Raw genomic sequence first — 19,609 nt, forward strand, 5'->3', positions numbered from 1 at the left:
AGATGCCAGTGCCGGCCGCACCCGGACGGGTCAGTTGGCGTGCAGGGCGTCGTTCAGCTCCACGGTCTGGCCCTTGCGCGGCAGGACTTCCACCGCACCGGTGCTGGAGTTGCGGCGGAAGAGCAGGTTGGGCACGCCGGAGAGCTCCACGGCCTTGACGATTTTGGAGGTATCTTCGCCGTCGGCGTCTTTCGGACCGACCACGCGGACCCGCGTGCCGGCGGTGACGTAGAGGCCGGCCTCCACCACGGAATCGTCGCCGATGCTGATGCCCACGCCGGAGTTTGCGCCCAGCAGCACGCGCTGGCCCAAAGCTATCTTTTCCTTTCCGCCGCCGGAAAGGGTGCCCATGATCGAGGCGCCGCCGCCGACGTCGGTGCCGTCGCCCGCCACCACACCGGCGGAGATGCGGCCTTCCACCATGGAGGTGCCCAGCGTGCCGGCGTTGAAGTTGACGAAGCCCTCGTGCATGACGGTGGTGCCTTCGGCCAGGTGGGCACCGAGCCGTACGCGGTCGGCGTCGGCGATGCGGACGCCTGCGGGGACGACGTAGTCCACCATGCGGGGGAACTTGTCGACGCCGTAGACGGTCACGGCGCCGCGCCTGCGGAGCTTCGCGCGCGTCAGTTCGAAGCCGTCCACGGCGCACGGGCCGAAGTTGGTCCAGACGACGTTCGGGAGCTTTCCGAAGATGCCGTCGAGGTTGATGGTGTTGGGCTTGACGAGGCGGTGCGACAGGAGGTGGAGGCGGAGGTAGGCATCGGCGGTGTCGGCCGGTGCTTCGTCCAGGTTGACCTGCACGAACACGACCTTCTGTTCGGTGCCGCGGTCCGCATCTGTTCCCTCCGCGGCGATCGCGGCCAGGGATTCGTCGGCGTTCTCGACGCGGCGAAGGCTTTCGGCGGCCACGCCGAGGGCAGGGGCCGGGAACCAGACATCGAGCACCGTGGCGTCACCGCTGCGGGTGGCGATGGTGGCCACTCCGAATCCGTAGGCCGAGCGGGAGTCGTCGGACAGCGTTTGGGCAGCGGGCACGGCAGAAGAAGCGGTTTCAGTCATGGCCCCAGTCTATCGAGACGACGTGCACGCACAGAAACCTGCAGCCCCGCGGCGATAGAGTTGGATGGTGATTGCCGAAACAGCCCCTGTGACCCTTGACCTGCGCCAGGACGTGGCCCTGCTGACGTCTGCTCTCATCGACATGGACAGCGTGTCGGGCAACGAAGGCGCGCTTGCCGACGCGGTGGAGTCCGCGCTCCGCCGGCTCCCCGGCCTCAATCTGGTCCGGGACGGGGACTCGATCATCGCCCGCACGGACCTCGGCAGGGCCGAACGCGTGATCCTGGCAGGCCACCTGGACACGGTGCCGCTGCCTGTGACGCCCGGCTCGCTGGGGACGGTTCCGTCCAGCTGGCCCTCAGGTGTTCCGGGCGAAGGAGTCCTCTACGGCCGCGGCGCCACCGACATGAAAGGCGGCGTTGCGGTGCAGCTCGCGCTCGCCGCGTCCATGTTCGACGGCGGCGCTGAGCCGACCAAGGACGTCACGTTCGTCTTCTACGACCACGAGGAAGTGGAAGCCGTCAAGAGCGGCCTGGGCCGGCTTGTCCGGAACCACGGGGACCTGCTAAGGGGCGACTTCGCCATCCTGCTGGAACCGACCGACGGCAACGTTGAAGGTGGCTGCAACGGAACCATGCGGTTTGAGGCCACCACAACGGGGGAGGCCGCCCATTCGGCGCGTGCGTGGATGGGCCGCAACGCCATCCACGCCGCGGCGCCCATCCTGGAACGGCTCGCAGGGTACCGGCCGCAGACCATCAACGTGGACGGCCTGGAATACCGCGAAAGCTTGAATGCCGTGAAGATCCACGGCGGCACAGCCGGCAACGTCATTCCCGACCGCTGCGTGGTGGAGATCAACTACCGCTTCGCGCCGGACAAGACACCCGACCAGGCGGAGGCCCACGTGCAGGAGCTGCTCCAAGGATTCGATGTGGTCCGCACGGACAGCGCCGCCGGCGCGCGGCCCGGACTGCACCACCCCGCGGCCGCGTCCTTCGTGGCCGCCGTGGGAGCCGAACCCAAACCCAAATACGGCTGGACCGACGTCGCGCGTTTCAGCGAGCTCGGGATCCCGGCGGTGAACTTCGGCCCCGGTGATGCGCTGCTGGCGCACAAGGACAACGAGCACGTGGAGGCCGAAGCCGTCCGGGCCTGCCTCCGCGCACTGCAGACGTGGCTGTCCTGAGCAGCCGTTCCGGCTGAAGGGCCGACCAGCCCGAACGTTGGCAAAGACAGAAGGGCCGCAACCATTCGGTTGCGGACCTTCTGTCCTTGCGCCCGCGGACCTGGCGGGTTACTTCACGGGTTTACTTGACCACGGTGGAGACGCCGGCCGTGGGGGCCTTCGCCACGCCGCCGGCAGCCTTCTTGGAACCGCGGCGTTCAATCCAGATGGCGAGCCGGGAGACCGCCAGGTTGATGGCGATGTAAATTGCCGCCGCCACGAAGAACACCGGGAACAGGAACTGCGGGCCGAGGAAGTCCGCCATCACCTGCACCGCGCGCAGGAGCTCGCCGTAGGCGACGATGTACCCCAGCGAGGTGTCCTTCAGCAGCACCACGAGCTGAGCCACCAGGGACGGCAGCATGCGCCTGATGGCCTGCGGCAGTTCGACGCTTAGCCGGGACTGGAAGCTGGTCAGGCCGATCGCCAGGCCGGCTTCGCGCTGGCCCTTGGGAAGGGACTGGATGCCCGCGCGGATGATCTCGGCAAAGATCGCCGAGTTATAGAGCACCAGGCCGGCAACGACCGCAATGAACGAGCTGGTGGCGAACACGAGCAGCACGAACAGCATCATCAGGACCACGGGCATGCCGCGCAGGAATTCCAGCACGATCCGGGTGGGAATCCTGATCCAGGCGATATCAGAGATGCGCATGAGGCACAGCAGGAGCCCCAGCGGGAAGGCGATGACAGCTGAGATGGCGGCGGCACTCAACGTGGCGCCGATGCCGTTAAGGATCAGCGTCCAGACATCCGCCTGCCCGAAGATCGCCCACCGCTGCGCCTGGAAGATTCCCTGCTGGGCGAGCGTGACAATGGCAAGCGCCAGCAGGCCGCCGATGAGCACGACACCGATGACGGAGCCGATCAGGGAGACCCGGCGGGCCTTGGGGCCCGGGACGTCGTAGAGAACGGAAGTCATCGGGCGATCGCCACCTTTCGTTCGACCTGGTGGGCCAGGTAGCCAAGCGGCACTGTGATCAGGAGGTAGAAGAAGGCAACGCCCACGAGCACCCACATGACCGCGTCACCGTGTTCGTTGGCGAGCTGTTTGCCGTAGCCGAACAGCTCCAGCACGTAGAACGCACCGGCCACCGAGGAGTTCTTGACGAGTGCGATCAGGATGTTGATGAGGGGCGGAACCACCGTGCGCAGTGCCTGGGGGAGGATGATGAGGGACAGCACCTGGCCGAACTTCATGCCGATGCTGCGTGCAGCCTCCGCCTGGCCGACCGGGACGCTGTTGACGCCTGACCGCACGGCTTCGGCGATGAAGGCCGACGTGTACGCGCTGAGCGCGATGATGGCGGCGACCTCGAACTGCTGGAAGGTCACGCCAAGCCGGGGCAGAACCACGGCAGCAAAAAAGAAGGCGATGGTCAGGGGGGTGTTACGCACCACCTCCACGTACGCCATGCTGAAACCGCGGAGGGCTGCTACGGGGGACACCCGGGCGGCGGCGAGGAGCGTGCCAACGACCAGGGCAATAATGCCGGACACGACGGCCAGGAACAGGGTTCTGAGAAAGCCGTCCCAGTACTGCGGGAGGCTCTCAATGATGACGTCCATAGGGTCCTTCAGCTGCGTTCGTGGGGAATGAGCGGAAAACGGAGGCGGCGGTTACCGGCGCCGTGGAGTGCACGGCCGCAGGTAACCGCCACACCGGTTTTAGTAGCGGTCGATCGCGGGAAGGTCAGGTGCAGTCTTGATGACAGCGCCAGCAGTGGCTTCCCAGGCCTTCTTGTAGGAGCCGTCCTTCGCGAAGCCTTCCAGCTGGTCGTTGATCCAGTTGCGGAATTCGGTATCGCCCTTCTTCAGGCCGATGCCGTAGGGCTCCTTCGTGAAGGTCTCTTCGGAGGCCAGCTTGAAGGCGTCCGGTTCCTTGTTGACAAAGCCGGCCAGGATCACGTTGTCTGTGGTGACCGCCTCAACCTGCTTGTTGCGCAGCGGCTCAAGGCAGGCCGAGTAGGTGGCCGCCGGAACCAGGACTGCGCCGTACTTTTCCACGATGGTGGCAGCAGGGGTGGATCCGGTCACGGAGCAGACGTTCTTGCCCTTGACGTCCTCTGGCTTGGTGATGGAGGTGTTGTCCTTGTTCACCATGAGCGCCTGGCCTGCTTCGTAGTAGGGGCCGGCAAAGTCGACTTCGGTCTTGCGCTTGTCGTTGATCGTGTAGGTGGCGACGATCAGGTCCACCTTGCCCTGCTTGATGAACTGTTCGCGGTTGGCGGAGACGGTTTCAACCCATTCGATCTTGTCAGCGGGGATCCCCAGCTTGGCAGCGATCAGCTTCCCGATTTCGACGTCAAAGCCCACCGGCTTGCCGTCCAGGCCCTTCTGGCCGAACAGCGGCTGGTCAAACTTGGTGCCGATGGTCACCTTGCCGGCAGAAGAGAGCTTTTCCATGGTGGAACCAGCGGCGAAGCTCGGCTTTTCGACGGGGGAGGGATTGGTGCCGCCGCCGGTGCTGCCGCCGCCGCAAGCGCTCAGGGTCAGTGCAAGAGCTGCGGATGCTGCTACCAGAAGGGATTTCCTTCGGGTCAAAAATGCCTTCATGACATTCCTTTCATTGGGCGGCCGCCATAGACGGCCTTGGGGTGCGAACTGGGGAGTTGTCAGTGCGTGAGGAGCTTGGAGAGGAAGTCCTTGGCGCGGCTGCTTTGGGGATTGGTGAAGAACTGCTCCGGCGTGGCGTCTTCGACGATCTGGCCGTCCGCCATGAACACGACGCGGTCGGCTGCCTTGCGGGCGAAGCCCATCTCGTGGGTCACCACGATCATGGTCATGCCCTCCTTGGCCAGCTGGATCATGACGTCCAGGACTTCGTTGATCATCTCCGGGTCCAGCGCCGAGGTGGGCTCGTCGAAAAGCATGACCTTGGGCTTCATGGCCAGTGCGCGGGCGATGGCCACACGCTGCTGCTGGCCGCCGGAGAGCTGGGCCGGCAGCTTGGGTGCCTGGTGGCCGACTCCCACACGCTCGAGCAGGGCCATGGCCTCCTTGTCCGCCTCCGCCTTGGACACTCCCTTCACCTTGATGGGGCCGAGGGTCACGTTTTCCAGGATGGTCTTGTGCGCGAAGAGGTTGAACGACTGGAAAACCATGCCGACGTCCGCGCGGAGGCGCGCAAGCTCCTTGCCTTCTGCGGGCAGTTCCTTGCCGTCGATGGCGATATCGCCGTCATCAATGGTTTCGAGGCGGTTGATGGCCCGGCACAGCGTGGACTTGCCCGAGCCTGACGGACCGATGACCACAACGACCTCGCCCTTGCGGACCTGGAGGTTGATGTCCTTCAAAACGTGCAGCTGGCCGTAGTGCTTATTGACGGCATTCAGGGAGACGAGGGCATCGCCGGGCACTTGAGTAGTCATAAGTACGAATCTAGCGAACATTGGTCACATATGACCGCAATCACTCCAACTTCCTGCGGATCGTAATTCAAGAGATACCTGCAGGTCAGCAGGTTAGCCTTGGGTGATGAGCATCAACGCAGATCCGTCAAAATCCGTTCAGCCCCGCCGCAAAGGGCCCCTTGAGCTCCGCCGCAAGCAGGCGGCGGTTGAGATGTCGGACCAGCGGCTGCTCGACACCAAGGGCCCCGGACATTTCATCCACACCGACCCCTGGAGGGTGATGCGGATCCAGAGCGAATTCGTGGAAGGCTTCGGTGCGCTGTCGGACCTGGGCCAGGCTGTCAGCGTTTTCGGCTCGGCACGCACCAAGCCGGGGAGCTTGTTCTATGAGATGGGTGTTGAGGTGGGGCGCAAACTGGCGGAAGCCGGCGTGGCGGTCATCACCGGAGGCGGCCCGGGATCGATGGAGGCGGCCAACCGCGGAGCCGTGGAAGGCAACGGCGTGTCGGTCGGCCTTGGCATCGAACTGCCGTTCGAGCAGGGGCTGAACCAGTGGGTGGACCTGGGGATCAACTTCCGGTACTTCTTCGCCCGGAAGACCATGTTCGTGAAGTATGCGCAGGGCTTCATTGTCCTGCCCGGTGGACTCGGCACCCTTGACGAACTCTTCGAAGCCATGGTCCTGGTCCAGACGCAGAAGGTGACCTCCTTCCCGATCGTGCTCCTGGGCAAGGATTTCTGGGGCCCGATGATGGAATGGATCCGGGGGACGCTGGTGGCCGAGGGCATGGTGTCCGAGAAGGACATGGACCTGGTCCAGGTGGTGGACGACCCGGAAGAGGCCGTCAACCTTGTCCTGCACGGCCACGTCCGTCCGCCGTCCACCAACGGCGACCAGCGGCCCGAGTAGCGGGCTGGGCCGCAGAGGCGCCGGCGTCTGGCACGATGGTTGATGTGAGTTTCTTCCTCGTTTTCCTTGCCATCGTCCTGATAGGCGCAACAGCCCTGATCGGGACCGACATCGGGGCAGGCCTCATGCGGAAGAGGCGCTCCGGGAACCCGCTGATCGACGACGGTTTCGATGAGCCTGTGGCGTCGCTGCCCCCGGTCCTGCTGCCCGCCGATGCCAAGCCCGCCGACGTCGACCACGTCCGCTTTTCGCTGGGTCTTCGCGGGTACCGGATGGACCAGGTGGACGAGGTGCTCGATGACCTCCGCGACCAGATCGCGTCCAAGGATGGCCAGCTCGCTTCCAAGGAGGCCGAGATCGCGGCCCGGGACGCCGAGATCGAGCGGCTCCGGGAGCAGCTCCGGAACAATGTCCTGAGCGCCACCGCCGAGGACCGGCCTTGACCGGTCATGCCCCCGGTCCCGGCTCCGCTTCCGGATCTGCTTCCAGCAGGCCCGAGGCAGCGTCCGGGGCACTTCGGCCCGCTCGGGCCGGCGGAATGACGGGTGCGCTGGGTGCGGTCTCGTCGTCGTTTGCTGCGCGGGCAGGCCGCTCGCCGTGGTGGGTCCAGGCGGCGGCCCTCTATGTGGGTGCCCGGCTGCTCAGCGCCTGCATCTTCATGTCCGCGGCGCTGCACCAGGGGGTGAACCCCTGGTTCCCCGCCAAGCCCGATTACTGGAACTTCATCAACATCTGGGATGCCCGCTGGTACGGCGATGTCATCACCGGCGGGTACCCCTCCGAGCTGCCGGTGGATGGTGCCGGGAACGTCAAGGAAAACACCTGGGCCTTCTACCCTTTGTTCCCCGCGCTGGCGCGGATGCTGTCCGGCGTCGCGGGAATCAGCCCTGCGGCCGCCCTCACGGTCATCGCGGTGCTCGCGGGCCTCGCCGCCTCACTGGTGATTTATGTGCTGTTCCGCCACAGGGCCGGGCACGCGACAGCCCTTTGGGGAGTGGCGTTCTTTGCCACGTTCCCCGTCTCCCCGGTGCTGCAGGTGCCGTACGCGGAGTCCCTCAACGTACTTCTGCTCGCCGCCTCCCTGCTGCTGGTGATTCGGCGGCAATATCTGTGGGCCATTCCCGTGGTTGTGGCGATGTGCCTTTCCCGCCCCACCGGCGTGCCGTTCGCCGCGATGGCCGGCTTCCTGTTCCTCTACCGTGCGGCGGAGGCATGGCGGCACGGCCGGAACAGGGGTGCGGCGAACCCTGCCGCGCCGGACCTCCCAGGCGTCCATGGCCGGGCGGAGCTGTGGTCGCTGGCGGCGCTGACCGCGGTGAGCGCGGCGGCCGCGCTCCTGTGGCCCGCCATCGCGTGGGCAACAACAGGAGACATCGAGGCCTACACCAAGACCGAAACGGTGTGGCGCGGGCAGGACCTGGTGCCGTTCAGGCCGTGGTTCGACACCGGCGTGCAACTGTTCGGCCCCGTCCTGGGCATTGTGGCGCCCTTTGCCTTCGTGGCGGCGTTCGGCCTGCTCATGATGTCCCGGCCGGTGCTGCGGCTGGGAAGGGAGCTCAGGCTGTGGTGCGTGTGCTACATGGGGTATCTCGTGGTTTTCCTGCACCCGCAGACCAGCACGTTCCGCATGTTGCTCCCGCTGTTTCCGCTGGCCCTGTCCGCAGCGCTGGTGTCGAGGTCGCGGGCCTACCGTGGCGCGGTGCTCGTCATGTTCGTCCTGCTGCAGATCGTGTGGGTGGTGTGGCTTTGGGCCTGGGCCCAGCTCCCCGGAGGCGGGGATTATCCGCCCTGACCGCCGCGCCGACACGCCGTGCGGCAGCACACGTAATCTTCAGCCGCACGGAATGTCCATCGATTAGCTACAGACGGGTAATTACAGGATAATAGAGGATAAGCAGGGACAAGAAGCATACGAAGTGTTCAGCCATGGCGGCTGCCGGAACCGGTCGCCATAGCGGCTTGTTTGACCATGCGGACTCAGCCCGGCCGGGCTGCTCAGTCCTGGGACTACTTGGAGGGGATATTCCTCATGGCGGCTATGAAACCACGCACCGGCGACGGCCCTATGGAAGTAACCAAGGAGGGCCGCAGCCTCATCATGCGTGTGCCGCTCGAAGGCGGAGGGCGGCTCGTGGTTGAACTCAACGCCGCAGAAGCGGCCAACCTCAAGGAATGCCTCGTCGGCGTCACCGAATAATGTGTTGGGCAGGGCCCGCAGCCAGCAGGCTGCGGGCCCTGCCTTTACTTCTTAACCGCTACCAGCAGCCCGTCTCCGGTGGGCAGCATCGCGGAGGACAGCCGGTCGTCGTCGCGCACGGACTTGCCAACCTGGCGCAGTACAACGGTGGTGGCGTCACGCGCCGCGGGGTTGGAGACGCGGTCCTTGTCCAAGGCATCGTTGACGATCAGGAGGCCGCCGGATTTGAGCAGGCGGACGGCCTGCTCCACGTAGCGGGGAAAATTAGGCTTGTCGCCGTCGATGAACACGAGGTCGTAGGCGGCATCGGTCAGCCTGGGCAGGACGTCGCCCGCGCGGCCCGAAATGGTGCGCGTCCGGTTCGCCGGGCTTCCGGCTTCGTGGAATGCCTCGCGCGCGGCCTTGAGGTGCTCGACGTCGACATCGATGGTGGTCAGCACGGCCTGCGGCCCGAGCCCGCGGAGGATGCACACGCCGGACACCCCGGCGCCCGTGCCGATCTCGACGGCGGTCTGCGCCTTTGATGCTGCCGCCAGCACCGTCAGCACGGCTCCCACTCCGCGTCCGATGGGGGTCACACCCAGCTCAAATGATCGTTCCCGGGCGCGCAGCAGGACCTCGTCCTCGGCAGGCAGATCTTCTGCGTAGGACCAGCTCGTGGACTTATCGGCGCTCATGGGTATTCGCTTTCTGGGCGGCAGGGGGCGTGTTGCTTACAGCGTACTTGGTCCGGCGGCGCACGGCCGGAAGGTGACGGCGGGGTGGCCTGTGATGGCGGATACTGTTGCGCTTACGGCAAAAGGGGGACCCGCAGTCAGGAAATTCCCAGCCATCTTTGAAATGATGGTTGTCCGCTCATCCAAGTGGTGATCGGCGCCGAACCAATGATGTCAACCACATCAGGCGTTAGTACATCCACGAGGGGAGTGGACGATGTCAGGATCAGTTGTGGCACCTGTCCCTACAATTGAAGAGCCCGCAGCCGACTGGGTCATGCCCACGTGGGAAGAAGTGGTGACCAACCACTCCGCCAAGGTCTACCGGCTTGCGTACCGGCTGACCGGCAACAAGTACGACGCCGAGGACCTGACCCAAGAAGTGTTCGTCAGGGTCTTCCGTTCCCTGGCCAACTTCAAGCCCGGGACGCTGGACGGCTGGCTGCACAGGATCACCACGAACCTCTTCCTGGACCAGGCGCGGCGCAAGAGCCGGATCCGCTTCGATGCCTTGGCGGAGGACGCCGAATCACGGCTGCCGGGCCGGGAGCCGGGGCCGGAGCAGAGCTTCGAACTCAACAACCTGGACCTCGACGTGCAGGCCGCCCTGGAGGAACTGCCGCCGGACTTCCGCGCCGCAGTGGTGCTGTGCGACCTGGAGGGCCTGTCCTACGACGAGGTCGCCGAGGCCCTGGGCGTGAAGCTCGGTACGGTGAGGTCGCGCATCCACCGTGGCCGGACCATGCTCCGCGAGAAGCTCGCCCACCGGGATCCGAGGCCCCAGCAGTCCCGCAAGCCGAGGTTGAAGTTGTCCCGCATCGCCGGCGTTCTCTGATCGGCGCCATGGTTCAGTTGCATCGCTTGCTGGGGGGGCTTAAAGACAAAACGGCATCTCTGCACGTCGCTGCGGCGCGCCATCCGAGGACGCCGGATCATCTCCGCCAGTGCAGCGAATGCGCCGCCGCGCTCCGGCGGCAGCGCCAGTACCTGGAAAGGCTCCGCGAGGCTGCCATCCCCGCGGCCAGCGACGATCTGACGGCGCGGCTGCTTGCGCAGACGCAGCAGCTGGCCATGGCGCCCGCCGCGGCCGCTCCACGCACCAGCCCCCTCAGGCTGGCAGGTCTTGCCGGCGGCGTCGCCGTCGTGGCCGCCGGGGCAGTCGCCGCGGGAGCCTACCTGTCCGCCGGAGAACCCCCGCAATATGCGGCCACCGCTGCTTCGGTGTCCGGCGACACCGGGCACACCGGCCCCGCTGACTCTCCTGGCCAGGACGGTACCCCCGTCACCGGCGCGGCCGGGAACGGCCCGGCCGCCAGCGAGGCGGAAAACCGGCTGGCCAACCTGCGATCCCAGGGCTGGGCGTGTCCTGACCTTAAGGCCATGGGCTTCCGCCTGGTGTCAGCCACGACGACAGTGCGGGGCGGCCATCGCGCCGTGGTGCTGCGGCTCTCCGACGGCCGGCATCTGGCCACCATCCTGGAACAGCACTCCGCAACGCTCCCGGCCGAGGGGCAGGATGCGGCCGTTCCCACCCAGCCGGACTCACCTGTCAATCCGCTGACGGGTCACCCGGCCGGCCTCGACGGGTTCGTTGCAGTCGCTGCTGCCGGCAGTGAGGCGGGCGGAAGGCTCTGGATCAAGGCGGCGGCGCCCTGGAGCGCCATCTACGAGGCTTCCGGGACCACCTTCACCTACACGTCCGACCTTCCGGCCGAGGCAGCCGACGACGCCGTGGCAGCGCTGGCGGCGGCAGGCCTGGCAACGGATCCGGGACTCGTGGCGAACGCACGGCCGGACGCGGGCGCGGACCATGCCGGTACGGAATCCATCCTTGACCGCGTGGAACGCGGCCTCCGCAAGTTGGCGCGGCAGTTCCCGAAATGACATGCATCCCGGCTGTGCCGGCGGGCGGAATACGGCCGTGACCGGCATCAAATCGTCCCCACGTCCCAGGAGAGGGTAATCTTCCTAAAGTGTTTGGAATCAACGGCCCGGAGTTTATTCTGCTGCTGCTCATCGGCATTCTGGTGATCGGCCCCCAGCGGCTGCCCGAATACACCCAGAAGCTGACAAACCTGGTCCGCGAGGTGCGCCGGATGGCGTCCGGGGCGCGGGAGCAGATCAAGGAAGAAGTCGGCATCGACATCGATGAAGTCGACTGGAAGAAGTACGATCCGCGCCAGTACGATCCGCGCCGCATCATCAAGGAAGCGCTCCTCGACGACGACACGAAGCCGGTGAGCCCGGGCGGACCTTCCAGCGGGACCGCTGCCACCGCGGCCGCCGTTTCCGTCGCGGTAGCGGCTGGAGAATCGTCGCCGGAATCCCACATCAGGCCGCTGCTGGAGCGCCTGCCCGACGGCGTGCCCGCACCGTTCGACACGGAAGCCACCTAGGCGCTGCCCTTATTTAGGCGCTGCGGTCAGCCCTCTGCTCCGGGCTCAGCGGGGCTGCAGCCCCAGCGACAGCCCGGTGAGGCCGCGCGGCTTGGCCGAAAGCTTCCCGGCGATCCCTGACAGTGCCGCCGCTGCGGGCGTTTCGGGCCGGCCGAGCACGATGGGCTGGCCGGAGTCCCCGCCTTCCCGCAAGAGGATATCCAGCGGGATCTGACCCAGCAACGGCACGTCCGTGCCGGTCGTGGCGCTCAGCCGTTCGGTGAGCGACTGCCCGCCGCCGCTTCCGAACAGTTCCATCCGGCCGCCGTCGGGCATTTCCAGGTACGACATGTTCTCGATGACCCCGGCCACCGTCTGACCCGTCTGGGTGGCGATGGCCCCGGCCCGCTCGGCGACATCGGCCGCGGCGGCCTGGGGAGTGGTGACCACCAGGATTTCGGCTTTGGGCAGCAGCTGCGCCACAGAAATGGCGATATCGCCGGTGCCCGGAGGCAGATCAAGGAAGAGGACGTCCAGGTCTCCGAAGTAGACGTCCGTGAGGAACTGCTCGAGTGCCCGGTGCAGCATCGGTCCGCGCCAGGCGACCGGCTGGTTTCCCGTGACGAACATGCCGATGGAGATGACTTTCACACCGTAGGCCACCGGGGGAAGGATCATGTCATCCACCCGGGTAGGCGGCTGCGTGATGCCCATCAGGGCCGGAACCGAGAAGCCGTAGACATCCGCATCCACAATGCCGACGCGGAGGCCCTGGGCTGCCAGGGAGCAGGCCAGGTTGACGGTGACGGAGGACTTTCCCACGCCGCCCTTGCCACTGGCCACGGCAAACACCTTGGTCAGCGATCCCGGCTGGTTGAACGGGATGCCGCGCTGGCCCCCGGGACCGCGGAGCTGCTCCTTCAGGGCGTCGCGCTGGGCCTGGGTCATCACCTTCAGGTCGACGTCGACGGCGGTGACGCCTGGAACACGCAGCAACGCTGCCTCGGAATCCCTCGTGATGGTGTCCCTGAGGGGGCAGCCCGCGATGGTGAGCAACACCGCGAGGCGCACCGTGCCGTCCTCGGAAATCTCCACGGAATCAACCATGCCAAGTTCCGTGATGGGGCGGCGGAGTTCCGGATCGATGACGGTTGCCAGGGCAGCGTTGACTGCCTCAACGAGGGCGGTGCTCATGCTGTGGGTACTCAGCTTTCGGGAGAGGTGGGACGCGGCTGCGCCGAGCGGTTCTGGCGCGCCGCCTTGTCCGGCTTGACCTTGGGGATCTGCTGCGTGCGGGGGTTGCGTTGCCGGTCCCGCTTTTCCTTCAGCTTCTCCCTGACCAGTTCGCGGGGCGACTCGTGGCTGCCAGGGCCGGTGGCTTCGTGCGTGCGCAACTCCTCCTGGGCCTCCAGCAGGTCTTCGAGCATGCTGCGGAGCTCGGCCCTGACGTAGTCGCGGGTGGCCACTTCACGCAACGCGATGCGCAGCGAGGCCAGTTCGCGGGTCAGGTATTCGGTGTCGGAGAGGTTGCGCTCGGCGCGCTGGCGGTCCTGCTGGAGGGAGACGCGGTCGCGGTCGTCCTGGCGGTTCTGGGCCAGCAGCAGCAGCGGAGCGGCGTAGGAGGCCTGCAGGGAGAGCATCAGCGTCAGGAGCGTGAAGCCAAGCTCAACCTTGTCGAACTGCCAGGCTGAGGGGGCGAACGTGTTCCAGGCCAGCCAGAACAAACAGAACACGGTCATGTACAGCAGGAACTGCGGCGTGCCCATGAAGCGGGCAAAACCTTCGGTGGCGTGGCCGAACGCATCGGGATCGGGGGAGAACTTGGGCAGGATGCGCTGCCGGCCGCTCAGCGGGGTGTCCAGGCTGCCCTTGCCCGCGGCCTTACCTTGAGTCCGCGGACCGGCGCCCTTTGCGGTGTTTTCAGCCAATGCGGCCTCCAAGCCTTCTGATGGGAGCTTCGCCGTCGTTTGCCCGCCAGTCATCCGGCAGCAGATGATCGAGGACGTCATCAACGGTCACGGCCCCTACCAGCCGGCCGGCCTGGTTGACCACGGGTAGCGAGTTCAGGTTGTAGGTGGCCAGCGTGCGGGCCACCTCGCTGATGTGGGCCTGGTCCGACAGCGGCTCCAGGTTCTTGTCCACGAGGTTTCCGAGCGGCTCGAACGGCGGAAAGCGGAGCAGCTGCTGGATGTGCACCACGCCAAGGAAGCGGCCGGTGGGAGTTTCCAGCGGCGGCCGGGCAATGAAGATGGACGAGGCCAGAGCGGGGGACAGCTCTTCACGGCGGACGTGGGCGAGTGCCTCAGCCACCGTGGCCTCGGGCGGAAGGATGACAGGAACGGGCGTCATTAGGCCGCCGGCGGTGTCTTCGTCGTATTCGAGCAGGCGGCGAACGTCCTCCGCGCCTTCGGGCTCCATCAGCTGCAGCAGCTCTTCGGCCTGCGCGGAGGGGAGTTCACCGAGGAGGTCGGCGGCGTCGTCGGGGTCCATCTCCTCCAGGACGTCGGCCGCGCGCTGGACGTCCAGGGCGGAGAGGATCTCCACCTGGTCGTCTTCGGGCAGCTCCTGCAGGACGTCGGCGAGGCGTTCGTCCTGGAGTTCGCTGGCGACTTCGAACCGCCGTTTGTCGCTCATCTCCTGCAGTGCCTCGGCGAAGTCCGCGGGCTTGAGGTCCTCGTGGTTGGCGACGAACTGCGTGGCGGCCTGGGGCTCGGTCTTGGCCCCCTGGTGCGCGTCCGCCCAGTCGATGATCATGGTTTCGTTGCGCCGGAGCCTGCTCAACGGGGCCAGCGAATGGCCGCGCCGGACGAACAGCTTGCTGACGAACCAGTCGCCGGAGCGGTGCTGGTCCATCGCGATGTCCTCGATGGTGGCGTCACCGCTGCCGTCCCGGAGCGTGACGCGGCGGTCGAACATCTCGGCCACCACCAGGGTCTCGGCACCGCGTTGTTCGAAGCGGCGGAGGTTGACCAGGCCGGTGCAGATGATCTGGGTCTGGTCGATGGAGGTAATCCGCGTCATGGGTACGAACACGCGCTTCTTGCCGGGCACCTCGACGACGATGCCCACCACGTGCGGGGCGCCGCGGGTACCGCGGGAGAGCACCACGACGTCGCGCAGCCGGCCCAGACGGTCGCCCAGGGGGTCGAAGACGTCCAGTCCCAGAAGGCGTGCCACGAAGACGCGGGTAGGATTTGTGCTCACCACTACAGGCTACCGAGTCTGCTCTCTTTTAGCTGAATTTTCAGCTCGCACACATCCTTATGGGCAAGAATGGGTGTATGTCAAACATTTTTGGTGGTCCCAAGGCTGGTGTCCCGAACGGCTCCGACGAATCCCGGACAGTCCCCACGGGGGATACCGTCGGCACGTATACCTCCTACCTGGACGCCCAGAAGGCAGTCGACTACCTCGCCGACCAGCAGTTCCCCGTGCACATGGTGTCGATCGTGGGCAACGACCTGAAGATGGTGGAACGGGTGACCGGGCGGCTCAGCTACCCCCGCGTGGCACTTTCGGGTGCGCTGAGCGGCATGTGGTTCGGTCTCTTCGTCGGCGTGATGCTGTCCTTCTTCACGCCTGCCGGCGGGACGTTTTCGATCATCAGTTCCGTCCTGATGGGCGCGGCGTTCTTCATGCTCTTCGGGATCGTCACCTATGCCGCGCAGCGCGGCAAGCGTGACTTCACGTCCACCAGCCAGGTGGTGGCGACCAACTACGACGTCGTGGTGGCGTTGGAAGCCGCACATGAGGCCCGTCGGCTGCTCCAGCAGCTGCCCATGTCGCCGTCGGACGCCTCGGGTGCCCGGCCCGTGAGCTACCCGCAGCGCGACTACCAGGGCCAGCCCTACCAGCAGCCCGGTCAGCAGGGCCCGGCACCGCAGCGGCCCGCCGGGTGGAACGACCCCTATGGCCAGCGCCAGGAGCCGCAGGGCGCACCGGCCGAGGGTAACCTGGCCCAGGGCGGTGCCCCGGCGCAGGGCGACCACGCCGCGGAGCCTCAGGTGCAGCGGCCTTCACCGGCTGTCCGCTACCCGGACCTGCCGGACGGACGCCCGCAGTACGGCGTGCGCGTGAGCGATTCCGGCCAGGCGCCGCAGCACAAGGACGAAGAGCACCGGTAGCAGCCCGGCGGCTGCGCTGCACGGCCTGTACGAATAAGGCAGGGCCACCTGACGGTGGCCCTGCCTTATTCGTACACTGCGACCCCTTGCTCGTGCACTGCGCCAGTGCGCGCCCGGCGCTGCCCAGCCTCCCGTGCAGGCGCCGCCCGTGCTAACTGCGGGCGTCGAGCTCCTGGTAGATTCCCGCCATCCATGCCTCGACGTCGTCGGCGGTGCGGGGCAGGGCGGCGCTGAGGTTGACCGGGCCGTCAGCTGTCATCAGGATGTCGTCCTCAAGGCGCACGCCAATTCCGCGGTACTCCGCGGGGATGGCCAGGTCCTCGTTCTTGAAGTAGAGGCCGGGTTCGATGGTGAAGACCATTCCCTCGGCGAGCACGCCGTCAAGGTAGAGTTCCCGCTTGGCCTGCGCGCAGTCGTGGACGTCCAGGCCGAGGTGGTGGCTGGTGCCGTGCGGCATCCAGCGGCGGTGCTGCTGCCCGTCCTCGCTGATGGCTTCCTCGACCGGCACCGGAAGCAGGCCCCACTCGGCAAGGCGTTCCGCCAGCACGGTGGTGGCCGCGGTGTGGATGTCACGGAACCTGGTGCCGATCTGGGCTGCGGCAAATCCGGCGTCGGCCGCGTCAAGCACAGCTTCGTAGACCTTGCGCTGGACCTCGGAGAAGGTGCCGTTGGCCGGGAGCGTGCGGGTGATGTCTGCGGTGTAGAGGGAGTCCGCTTCGACGCCCGCGTCCAGCAGGAGGAGTTCGCCGGCGTTGATCTTGCCGGTGTTCCTGGTCCAGTGGAGCACGGTGGCGTTGTTGCCGGCCGCGGCAATGGTGTCGTAGCCGAGTTCGTTGCCTTCCTCGCGGGCCCGGGCGAAGAAGGCGCCCTCCACCACACGCTCGCCGCGGAAGTGCGTCAGCGCCCGGGGCAGCGCCTTGACCACTTCGGTGAAGCCCTCAGCCGTGGCTGCCACCGCGATCTGCATTTGCTCGACTTCCCACTCATCCTTGATCAGGCGGAGTTCGGAGAGGGCCTCGGTGAGCTTCTCGTCCAGGGCGTCCAGCACGCCGAGGTCCAGGTTGTCCGGGTCCTTGGCCGTGTTGTAGCGGGCGGTGTCCACGAGGGCGTCGATGTTCTCGTCCACCTTGCGCACCAGCCGGATCGAGATGCCGCCGATTTCCGGGGCGCCCACGTTCTTGGTGATGGCCATTTCAAGTTCGTCGATGTGCGCTGTCGCGAGGCCCAGGCGTGCCTCGAACTCGGCCAGGGTGGGCCGCGCGCCGATCCAGAATTCGCCGGACCGCGCGTCAGCATAGAACTGCTCGGTGTCCCGGCCCGCCAGCGGGCGGAAGTAAAGGGTGGCCCGGTGGTTCCCGCCGTCGTCGCCGGTGCCTTCCTTGACAGGTTCGAAAATGAGCACGGCATCGGGCTCATGGTCGAGGCCGAGGCCGGTGAGGTGCGCGAAACCGGAGTGCGGCCGGAAGCGGTAGTCGCAGTCGTTGGAGCGGACCTTCAGCGGACCGGCCGGCAGCACCAGGCGTTCACCTTTGAACTGTCCGGAGATGGCGCGGCGCCTTCGGGCGGCGTGGTCAGCCACGGCGTCGCGCGCAGGGGTCACCTGCGGGGACGGCGCCCAGTTGCTGGCCATGAAGGCCTTGAAGGCATCGGAACTGGGCCGCTGCGAGCGGTTGTTGACGCGCTCTTCGAGGGGCTGGGAAGCGGAGTCTTGGGTGTTGTCTGCATCGTTCACCGTCCCATAGTCTCACCAGCCATGCGGCTTAGGCCAACACAGCCCCGCGGCGGAAAGCTGCCCGTCCGGCCGCATCTGCCGCGCATCTACTAGGCTGGGCAGGTGAGGATAGATTTGCACGCCCACTCGAACGTCTCGGACGGCACGGAAGCGCCGGCCGCGGTGATGGCAGCTGCTGCGGCGGCCCGGCTGGACGTCATTGCCCTGACGGACCACGACTCCACCGACGGGTGGGCCGAGGCGTCCCGCGCGGCAGTGGACAACGGGGTGGCGCTGGTGCCGGGCATGGAGATTTCCTGCCGGACGGACCAGGGGATCAGCGTCCATCTGCTGAGCTACCTGCATGACCCCGCCCACGAGGGGCTCCTCGAAGAGATCACCAAGGCCAAGGACGCGCGCCTCACTCGCGCCGAACGCATGGTCACGCTGTTGGCCGAGGACTACCCCCTGAGCTGGGACGATGTGATCCACCACGTGGCGCCCGGGGCCACCTTGGGACGGCCGCACATCGCGGATGCGCTGGTGGCGGCCGGTGTGGTGGCGGACAGGTCCGAGGCCTTCACGTCGATCCTCACCTCCCATTCGCGGTACTTCGTGCAGCATTACGCGCCAGAGCCGGCTTTCGCTGTCGAGCTGGTCCGTGCGGCCGGGGGCGTCCCGGTCTTCGCGCATCCGGTGGCGTCCGCGCGGGGGCGGGTTGTGGGGGAACGTACGTACCGGGAAATGATCGACGCCGGACTCGCCGGCCTGGAGGTCGATCACCGTGACAATCCCGAAGAGGGCCGGGAGTTCCTGCGGCGCCTCGCGGCGAAGCATGGCCTCCTCATGACGGGATCCTCCGACTACCACGGCACGGGCAAACCGAACCGGCTGGGTGAGTACCTGACCGCGCCGGAGGTCTTCGCGCGGATCGAGGAGCTCGGCACGGGCACGCCGGTCGTCCGCTGACCCGCGTCCCGGCCCGTTGAGCTATCAGTAGTAGCTGCTCCGGGGCCGGAATGACCGCCCCAACTGATAGCGCAACGGGGCGATGGCGGTTTAGTTGGGCGGGTACGAGGCGAACTCGGCGTGCGCGCCCAGGCGCTTGGCCATGACGTCGATGGCGGGCTGGTTCTGGTCCACGCAGACAAACCTGCGGCCCAGCTTGGCGGCGACCGCACCGAGCGTTCCGGACCCGGCAAAGAAATCCAGGCACCAGTCGCCCGGCCGGCTGGAGGCGGCAACCACGCGGCGCACGAGGCCCTCCGGTTTCTGCGTGGGATAGCCCGTTTTCTCCTTGCCCGTGGGGGAGACGATGGTGTGCCACCAGACGTCGGTGGGGAGTTTGCCCAGCTCACGCTTGGCGGGCGTCACGAGTCCCGGCGCCATGTACGGCTCCCGGTCCACTTCGGCGCTGTCGAAGTGGTATTTCGCCGGATTCTTCACGTACACAAGGATGTTGTCGTGCTTGGTGGGCCAGCGGTACTTGGCACGTGCGCCGTAGTCGTAGGCCCAGATGATCTCGTTCAGGAAGCATTCCCGGCCGAAGATGGCGTCCAGCATGACTTTGGCGTAGTGCACCTCGCGGTAGTCCAGGTGCAGGTAGAGCGTGCCGTCGTCGGCCAGCAGGCGCCAGGCCTCAACCAGCCGGGGCTCCAGGAAGGACCAGTAGTCGCTAAAGGCGTCGTCGTAGCGGTGCAGGGCGCCCTTGATCGTGTCATAGGAGCGGCCCTTGAAGCCGACCCGGTCACCGTCGCCGCCGGCGTTGAGTACCATCCTGGTTTCCTGGCGCTGCTGGGCCCGGCCGGTGTTGAACGGCGGGTCCACGTAAATGAGAGTGAAGGCGCCGTCCGGCAGCGTGGGGAGGAACTCCGCGTTGTCCGCGTGTACCACCAGGTTGCTGCCGTCCGGCGCCCAGACAGTTTCAGTCATTGAG

General features: G+C 66.6%; 21 protein-coding genes. 10 read left to right on the plus strand and 11 right to left on the minus strand.

Features of this window, described 5'->3' with window-relative positions; all coding sequences use genetic code 11:
• Nucleotides 1-30 precede the first annotated feature (30 nt).
• Nucleotides 31-1,059: a 2,3,4,5-tetrahydropyridine-2,6-dicarboxylate N-succinyltransferase gene (dapD, locus tag ABFP37_RS03655; protein WP_347032766.1), complete on the minus strand. Its 1,029-nt coding sequence runs from the start codon at nt 1,057-1,059 to the stop codon at nt 31-33.
• Between the two features lie 67 nt (nt 1,060-1,126).
• Between dapD and dapE the strand changes: the two genes are divergently transcribed.
• Nucleotides 1,127-2,248 carry a succinyl-diaminopimelate desuccinylase gene (dapE, locus tag ABFP37_RS03660; protein WP_078028207.1) on the plus strand — a complete coding sequence of 374 codons (1,122 nt, stop codon included), beginning with the start codon at nt 1,127-1,129 and terminating at the stop codon, nt 2,246-2,248.
• Nucleotides 2,249-2,369: 121 nt separating this feature from the next.
• On the opposite strand, the gene ABFP37_RS03665 is transcribed toward dapE, so the two are convergent.
• The 4 genes from ABFP37_RS03665 to ABFP37_RS03680 form a co-directional block, all read right to left on the minus strand.
• Nucleotides 2,370-3,209: an amino acid ABC transporter permease gene (locus ABFP37_RS03665; protein ID WP_078028105.1), complete on the minus strand. Its 840-nt coding sequence runs from the start codon at nt 3,207-3,209 to the stop codon at nt 2,370-2,372.
• Nucleotides 3,206-3,856, minus strand: coding sequence for an amino acid ABC transporter permease (locus tag ABFP37_RS03670; protein WP_078028104.1), 651 nt, complete (start codon nt 3,854-3,856; stop codon nt 3,206-3,208). Before ABFP37_RS03670 ends, ABFP37_RS03665 begins: the two co-directional genes overlap by 4 nt.
• Before the next feature lie 99 nt (nt 3,857-3,955).
• Nucleotides 3,956-4,843 carry a glutamate ABC transporter substrate-binding protein gene (locus tag ABFP37_RS03675; protein WP_078028103.1) on the minus strand — a complete coding sequence of 296 codons (888 nt, stop codon included), beginning with the start codon at nt 4,841-4,843 and terminating at the stop codon, nt 3,956-3,958.
• A gap of 59 nt (nt 4,844-4,902) precedes the next feature.
• On the minus strand, nt 4,903-5,658 hold the full coding sequence (locus ABFP37_RS03680; RefSeq protein ID WP_078028102.1) for an amino acid ABC transporter ATP-binding protein: 756 nt from the start codon (nt 5,656-5,658) through the stop codon (nt 4,903-4,905).
• Nucleotides 5,659-5,764: 106 nt separating this feature from the next.
• On the opposite strand from ABFP37_RS03680, the gene ABFP37_RS03685 reads away from it, so the two are divergent.
• The 4 genes from ABFP37_RS03685 (at nt 5,765) to ABFP37_RS03700 (ending at nt 8,747) form a co-directional block, all read left to right on the plus strand.
• Entirely contained in the window at nt 5,765-6,550 is a 786-nt protein-coding gene (locus tag ABFP37_RS03685) for a TIGR00730 family Rossman fold protein (RefSeq protein ID WP_078028101.1), read from the plus strand.
• A gap of 44 nt (nt 6,551-6,594) precedes the next feature.
• Nucleotides 6,595-6,993, plus strand: a complete 399-nt coding sequence (locus ABFP37_RS03690; RefSeq protein ID WP_347032767.1) for a DivIVA domain-containing protein — start codon at nt 6,595-6,597, stop codon at nt 6,991-6,993.
• A gap of 95 nt (nt 6,994-7,088) precedes the next feature.
• Entirely contained in the window at nt 7,089-8,342 is a 1,254-nt protein-coding gene (locus ABFP37_RS03695; protein ID WP_347032768.1) for a hypothetical protein, read from the plus strand.
• Nucleotides 8,343-8,579: 237 nt separating this feature from the next.
• Nucleotides 8,580-8,747 carry a DUF3117 domain-containing protein gene (locus ABFP37_RS03700; protein WP_009357720.1) on the plus strand — a complete coding sequence of 56 codons (168 nt, stop codon included), beginning with the start codon at nt 8,580-8,582 and terminating at the stop codon, nt 8,745-8,747.
• A 44-nt stretch (nt 8,748-8,791) separates the two neighbouring features.
• Here ABFP37_RS03700 and ABFP37_RS03705 read toward each other — a convergent pair whose 3' ends face one another.
• A complete protein-coding gene (locus tag ABFP37_RS03705; RefSeq protein WP_078028099.1) occupies nt 8,792-9,424 on the minus strand; it encodes an O-methyltransferase in 633 nt (210 codons plus the stop codon).
• A gap of 271 nt (nt 9,425-9,695) precedes the next feature.
• Here ABFP37_RS03705 and sigE point away from each other — a divergent pair, with 271 nt between their 5' ends.
• The 3 genes from sigE (at nt 9,696) to ABFP37_RS03720 (ending at nt 11,859) form a co-directional block, all read left to right on the plus strand.
• Nucleotides 9,696-10,298: an RNA polymerase sigma factor SigE gene (sigE, locus tag ABFP37_RS03710; protein WP_347032769.1), complete on the plus strand. Its 603-nt coding sequence runs from the start codon at nt 9,696-9,698 to the stop codon at nt 10,296-10,298.
• 8 nt (nt 10,299-10,306) lie between these two features.
• The gene (locus ABFP37_RS03715; RefSeq protein WP_347032770.1) at nt 10,307-11,347 is read left to right on the plus strand and encodes a hypothetical protein; all 1,041 of its coding nucleotides are present in this window, start codon (nt 10,307-10,309) and stop codon (nt 11,345-11,347) included.
• A gap of 89 nt (nt 11,348-11,436) precedes the next feature.
• Nucleotides 11,437-11,859 carry a hypothetical protein gene (locus tag ABFP37_RS03720; RefSeq protein ID WP_347032771.1) on the plus strand — a complete coding sequence of 141 codons (423 nt, stop codon included), beginning with the start codon at nt 11,437-11,439 and terminating at the stop codon, nt 11,857-11,859.
• 45 nt (nt 11,860-11,904) lie between these two features.
• On the opposite strand, the gene ABFP37_RS03725 is transcribed toward ABFP37_RS03720, so the two are convergent.
• Genes ABFP37_RS03725 through ABFP37_RS03735 form a run of 3 tightly spaced genes read right to left on the minus strand, consistent with a single transcriptional unit; the run spans nt 11,905 to nt 15,042 of the window.
• Entirely contained in the window at nt 11,905-13,032 is a 1,128-nt protein-coding gene (locus tag ABFP37_RS03725; protein WP_078028096.1) for an Mrp/NBP35 family ATP-binding protein, read from the minus strand.
• Between the two features lie 11 nt (nt 13,033-13,043).
• Entirely contained in the window at nt 13,044-13,766 is a 723-nt protein-coding gene (locus tag ABFP37_RS03730; protein ID WP_347032772.1) for a DUF1003 domain-containing protein, read from the minus strand.
• Nucleotides 13,759-15,042: a CBS domain-containing protein gene (locus ABFP37_RS03735; RefSeq protein ID WP_078028204.1), complete on the minus strand. Its 1,284-nt coding sequence runs from the start codon at nt 15,040-15,042 to the stop codon at nt 13,759-13,761. The genes ABFP37_RS03730 and ABFP37_RS03735 overlap by 8 nt, the downstream gene beginning before the upstream one ends.
• 77 nt (nt 15,043-15,119) lie before the next feature.
• On the opposite strand from ABFP37_RS03735, the gene ABFP37_RS03740 reads away from it, so the two are divergent.
• The gene (locus ABFP37_RS03740; protein ID WP_078028094.1) at nt 15,120-15,962 is read left to right on the plus strand and encodes a general stress protein; all 843 of its coding nucleotides are present in this window, start codon (nt 15,120-15,122) and stop codon (nt 15,960-15,962) included.
• Nucleotides 15,963-16,113: 151 nt separating this feature from the next.
• Here the strand turns inward: ABFP37_RS03740 and ABFP37_RS03745 are convergent, their stop codons facing one another.
• Nucleotides 16,114-17,694: an aminopeptidase P family protein gene (locus ABFP37_RS03745; RefSeq protein ID WP_078028093.1), complete on the minus strand. Its 1,581-nt coding sequence runs from the start codon at nt 17,692-17,694 to the stop codon at nt 16,114-16,116.
• Nucleotides 17,695-17,796: 102 nt separating this feature from the next.
• Between ABFP37_RS03745 and ABFP37_RS03750 the strand changes: the two genes are divergently transcribed.
• Complete coding sequence (locus ABFP37_RS03750; RefSeq protein WP_078028092.1) at nt 17,797-18,642, plus strand: PHP domain-containing protein; 846 nt, start codon at nt 17,797-17,799, stop codon at nt 18,640-18,642.
• 90 nt (nt 18,643-18,732) lie between these two features.
• Here the strand turns inward: ABFP37_RS03750 and ABFP37_RS03755 are convergent, their stop codons facing one another.
• A complete protein-coding gene (locus tag ABFP37_RS03755) occupies nt 18,733-19,605 on the minus strand; it encodes a site-specific DNA-methyltransferase (protein WP_078028091.1) in 873 nt (290 codons plus the stop codon).
• Nucleotides 19,606-19,609 lie beyond the last annotated feature (4 nt).

Origin of the sequence: Burkholderia sp. RS01 (assembly GCF_039748055.1) — a bacterium.
Lineage (GTDB): Bacteria > Actinomycetota > Actinomycetes > Actinomycetales > Micrococcaceae > Arthrobacter.

What these genes read in the sequence shown, in the direction of transcription:
- dapD (WP_347032766.1), bottom strand. Translation starts at nt 1,059, where the DNA reads ATGACTGAAACCGCTTCTTCTGCCGTGCCCGCTGCCCAAACGCTGTCC.
- ABFP37_RS03665 (WP_078028105.1), bottom strand. Translation starts at nt 3,209, where the DNA reads ATGACTTCCGTTCTCTACGACGTCCCGGGCCCCAAGGCCCGCCGGGTC.
- ABFP37_RS03670 (WP_078028104.1), bottom strand. Translation starts at nt 3,856, where the DNA reads ATGGACGTCATCATTGAGAGCCTCCCGCAGTACTGGGACGGCTTTCTC.
- ABFP37_RS03675 (WP_078028103.1), bottom strand. Translation starts at nt 4,843, where the DNA reads ATGAAGGCATTTTTGACCCGAAGGAAATCCCTTCTGGTAGCAGCATCC.
- ABFP37_RS03680 (WP_078028102.1), bottom strand. Translation starts at nt 5,658, where the DNA reads ATGACTACTCAAGTGCCCGGCGATGCCCTCGTCTCCCTGAATGCCGTC.
- ABFP37_RS03685 (WP_078028101.1), top strand. Translation starts at nt 5,765, where the DNA reads ATGAGCATCAACGCAGATCCGTCAAAATCCGTTCAGCCCCGCCGCAAA.
- ABFP37_RS03695 (WP_347032768.1), top strand. Translation starts at nt 7,089, where the DNA reads ATGACGGGTGCGCTGGGTGCGGTCTCGTCGTCGTTTGCTGCGCGGGCA.
- ABFP37_RS03700 (WP_009357720.1), top strand. Translation starts at nt 8,580, where the DNA reads ATGGCGGCTATGAAACCACGCACCGGCGACGGCCCTATGGAAGTAACC.
- ABFP37_RS03705 (WP_078028099.1), bottom strand. Translation starts at nt 9,424, where the DNA reads ATGAGCGCCGATAAGTCCACGAGCTGGTCCTACGCAGAAGATCTGCCT.
- ABFP37_RS03715 (WP_347032770.1), top strand. Translation starts at nt 10,307, where the DNA reads ATGGTTCAGTTGCATCGCTTGCTGGGGGGGCTTAAAGACAAAACGGCA.
- ABFP37_RS03725 (WP_078028096.1), bottom strand. Translation starts at nt 13,032, where the DNA reads ATGAGCACCGCCCTCGTTGAGGCAGTCAACGCTGCCCTGGCAACCGTC.
- ABFP37_RS03740 (WP_078028094.1), top strand. Translation starts at nt 15,120, where the DNA reads ATGTCAAACATTTTTGGTGGTCCCAAGGCTGGTGTCCCGAACGGCTCC.
- ABFP37_RS03755 (WP_078028091.1), bottom strand. Translation starts at nt 19,605, where the DNA reads ATGACTGAAACTGTCTGGGCGCCGGACGGCAGCAACCTGGTGGTACAC.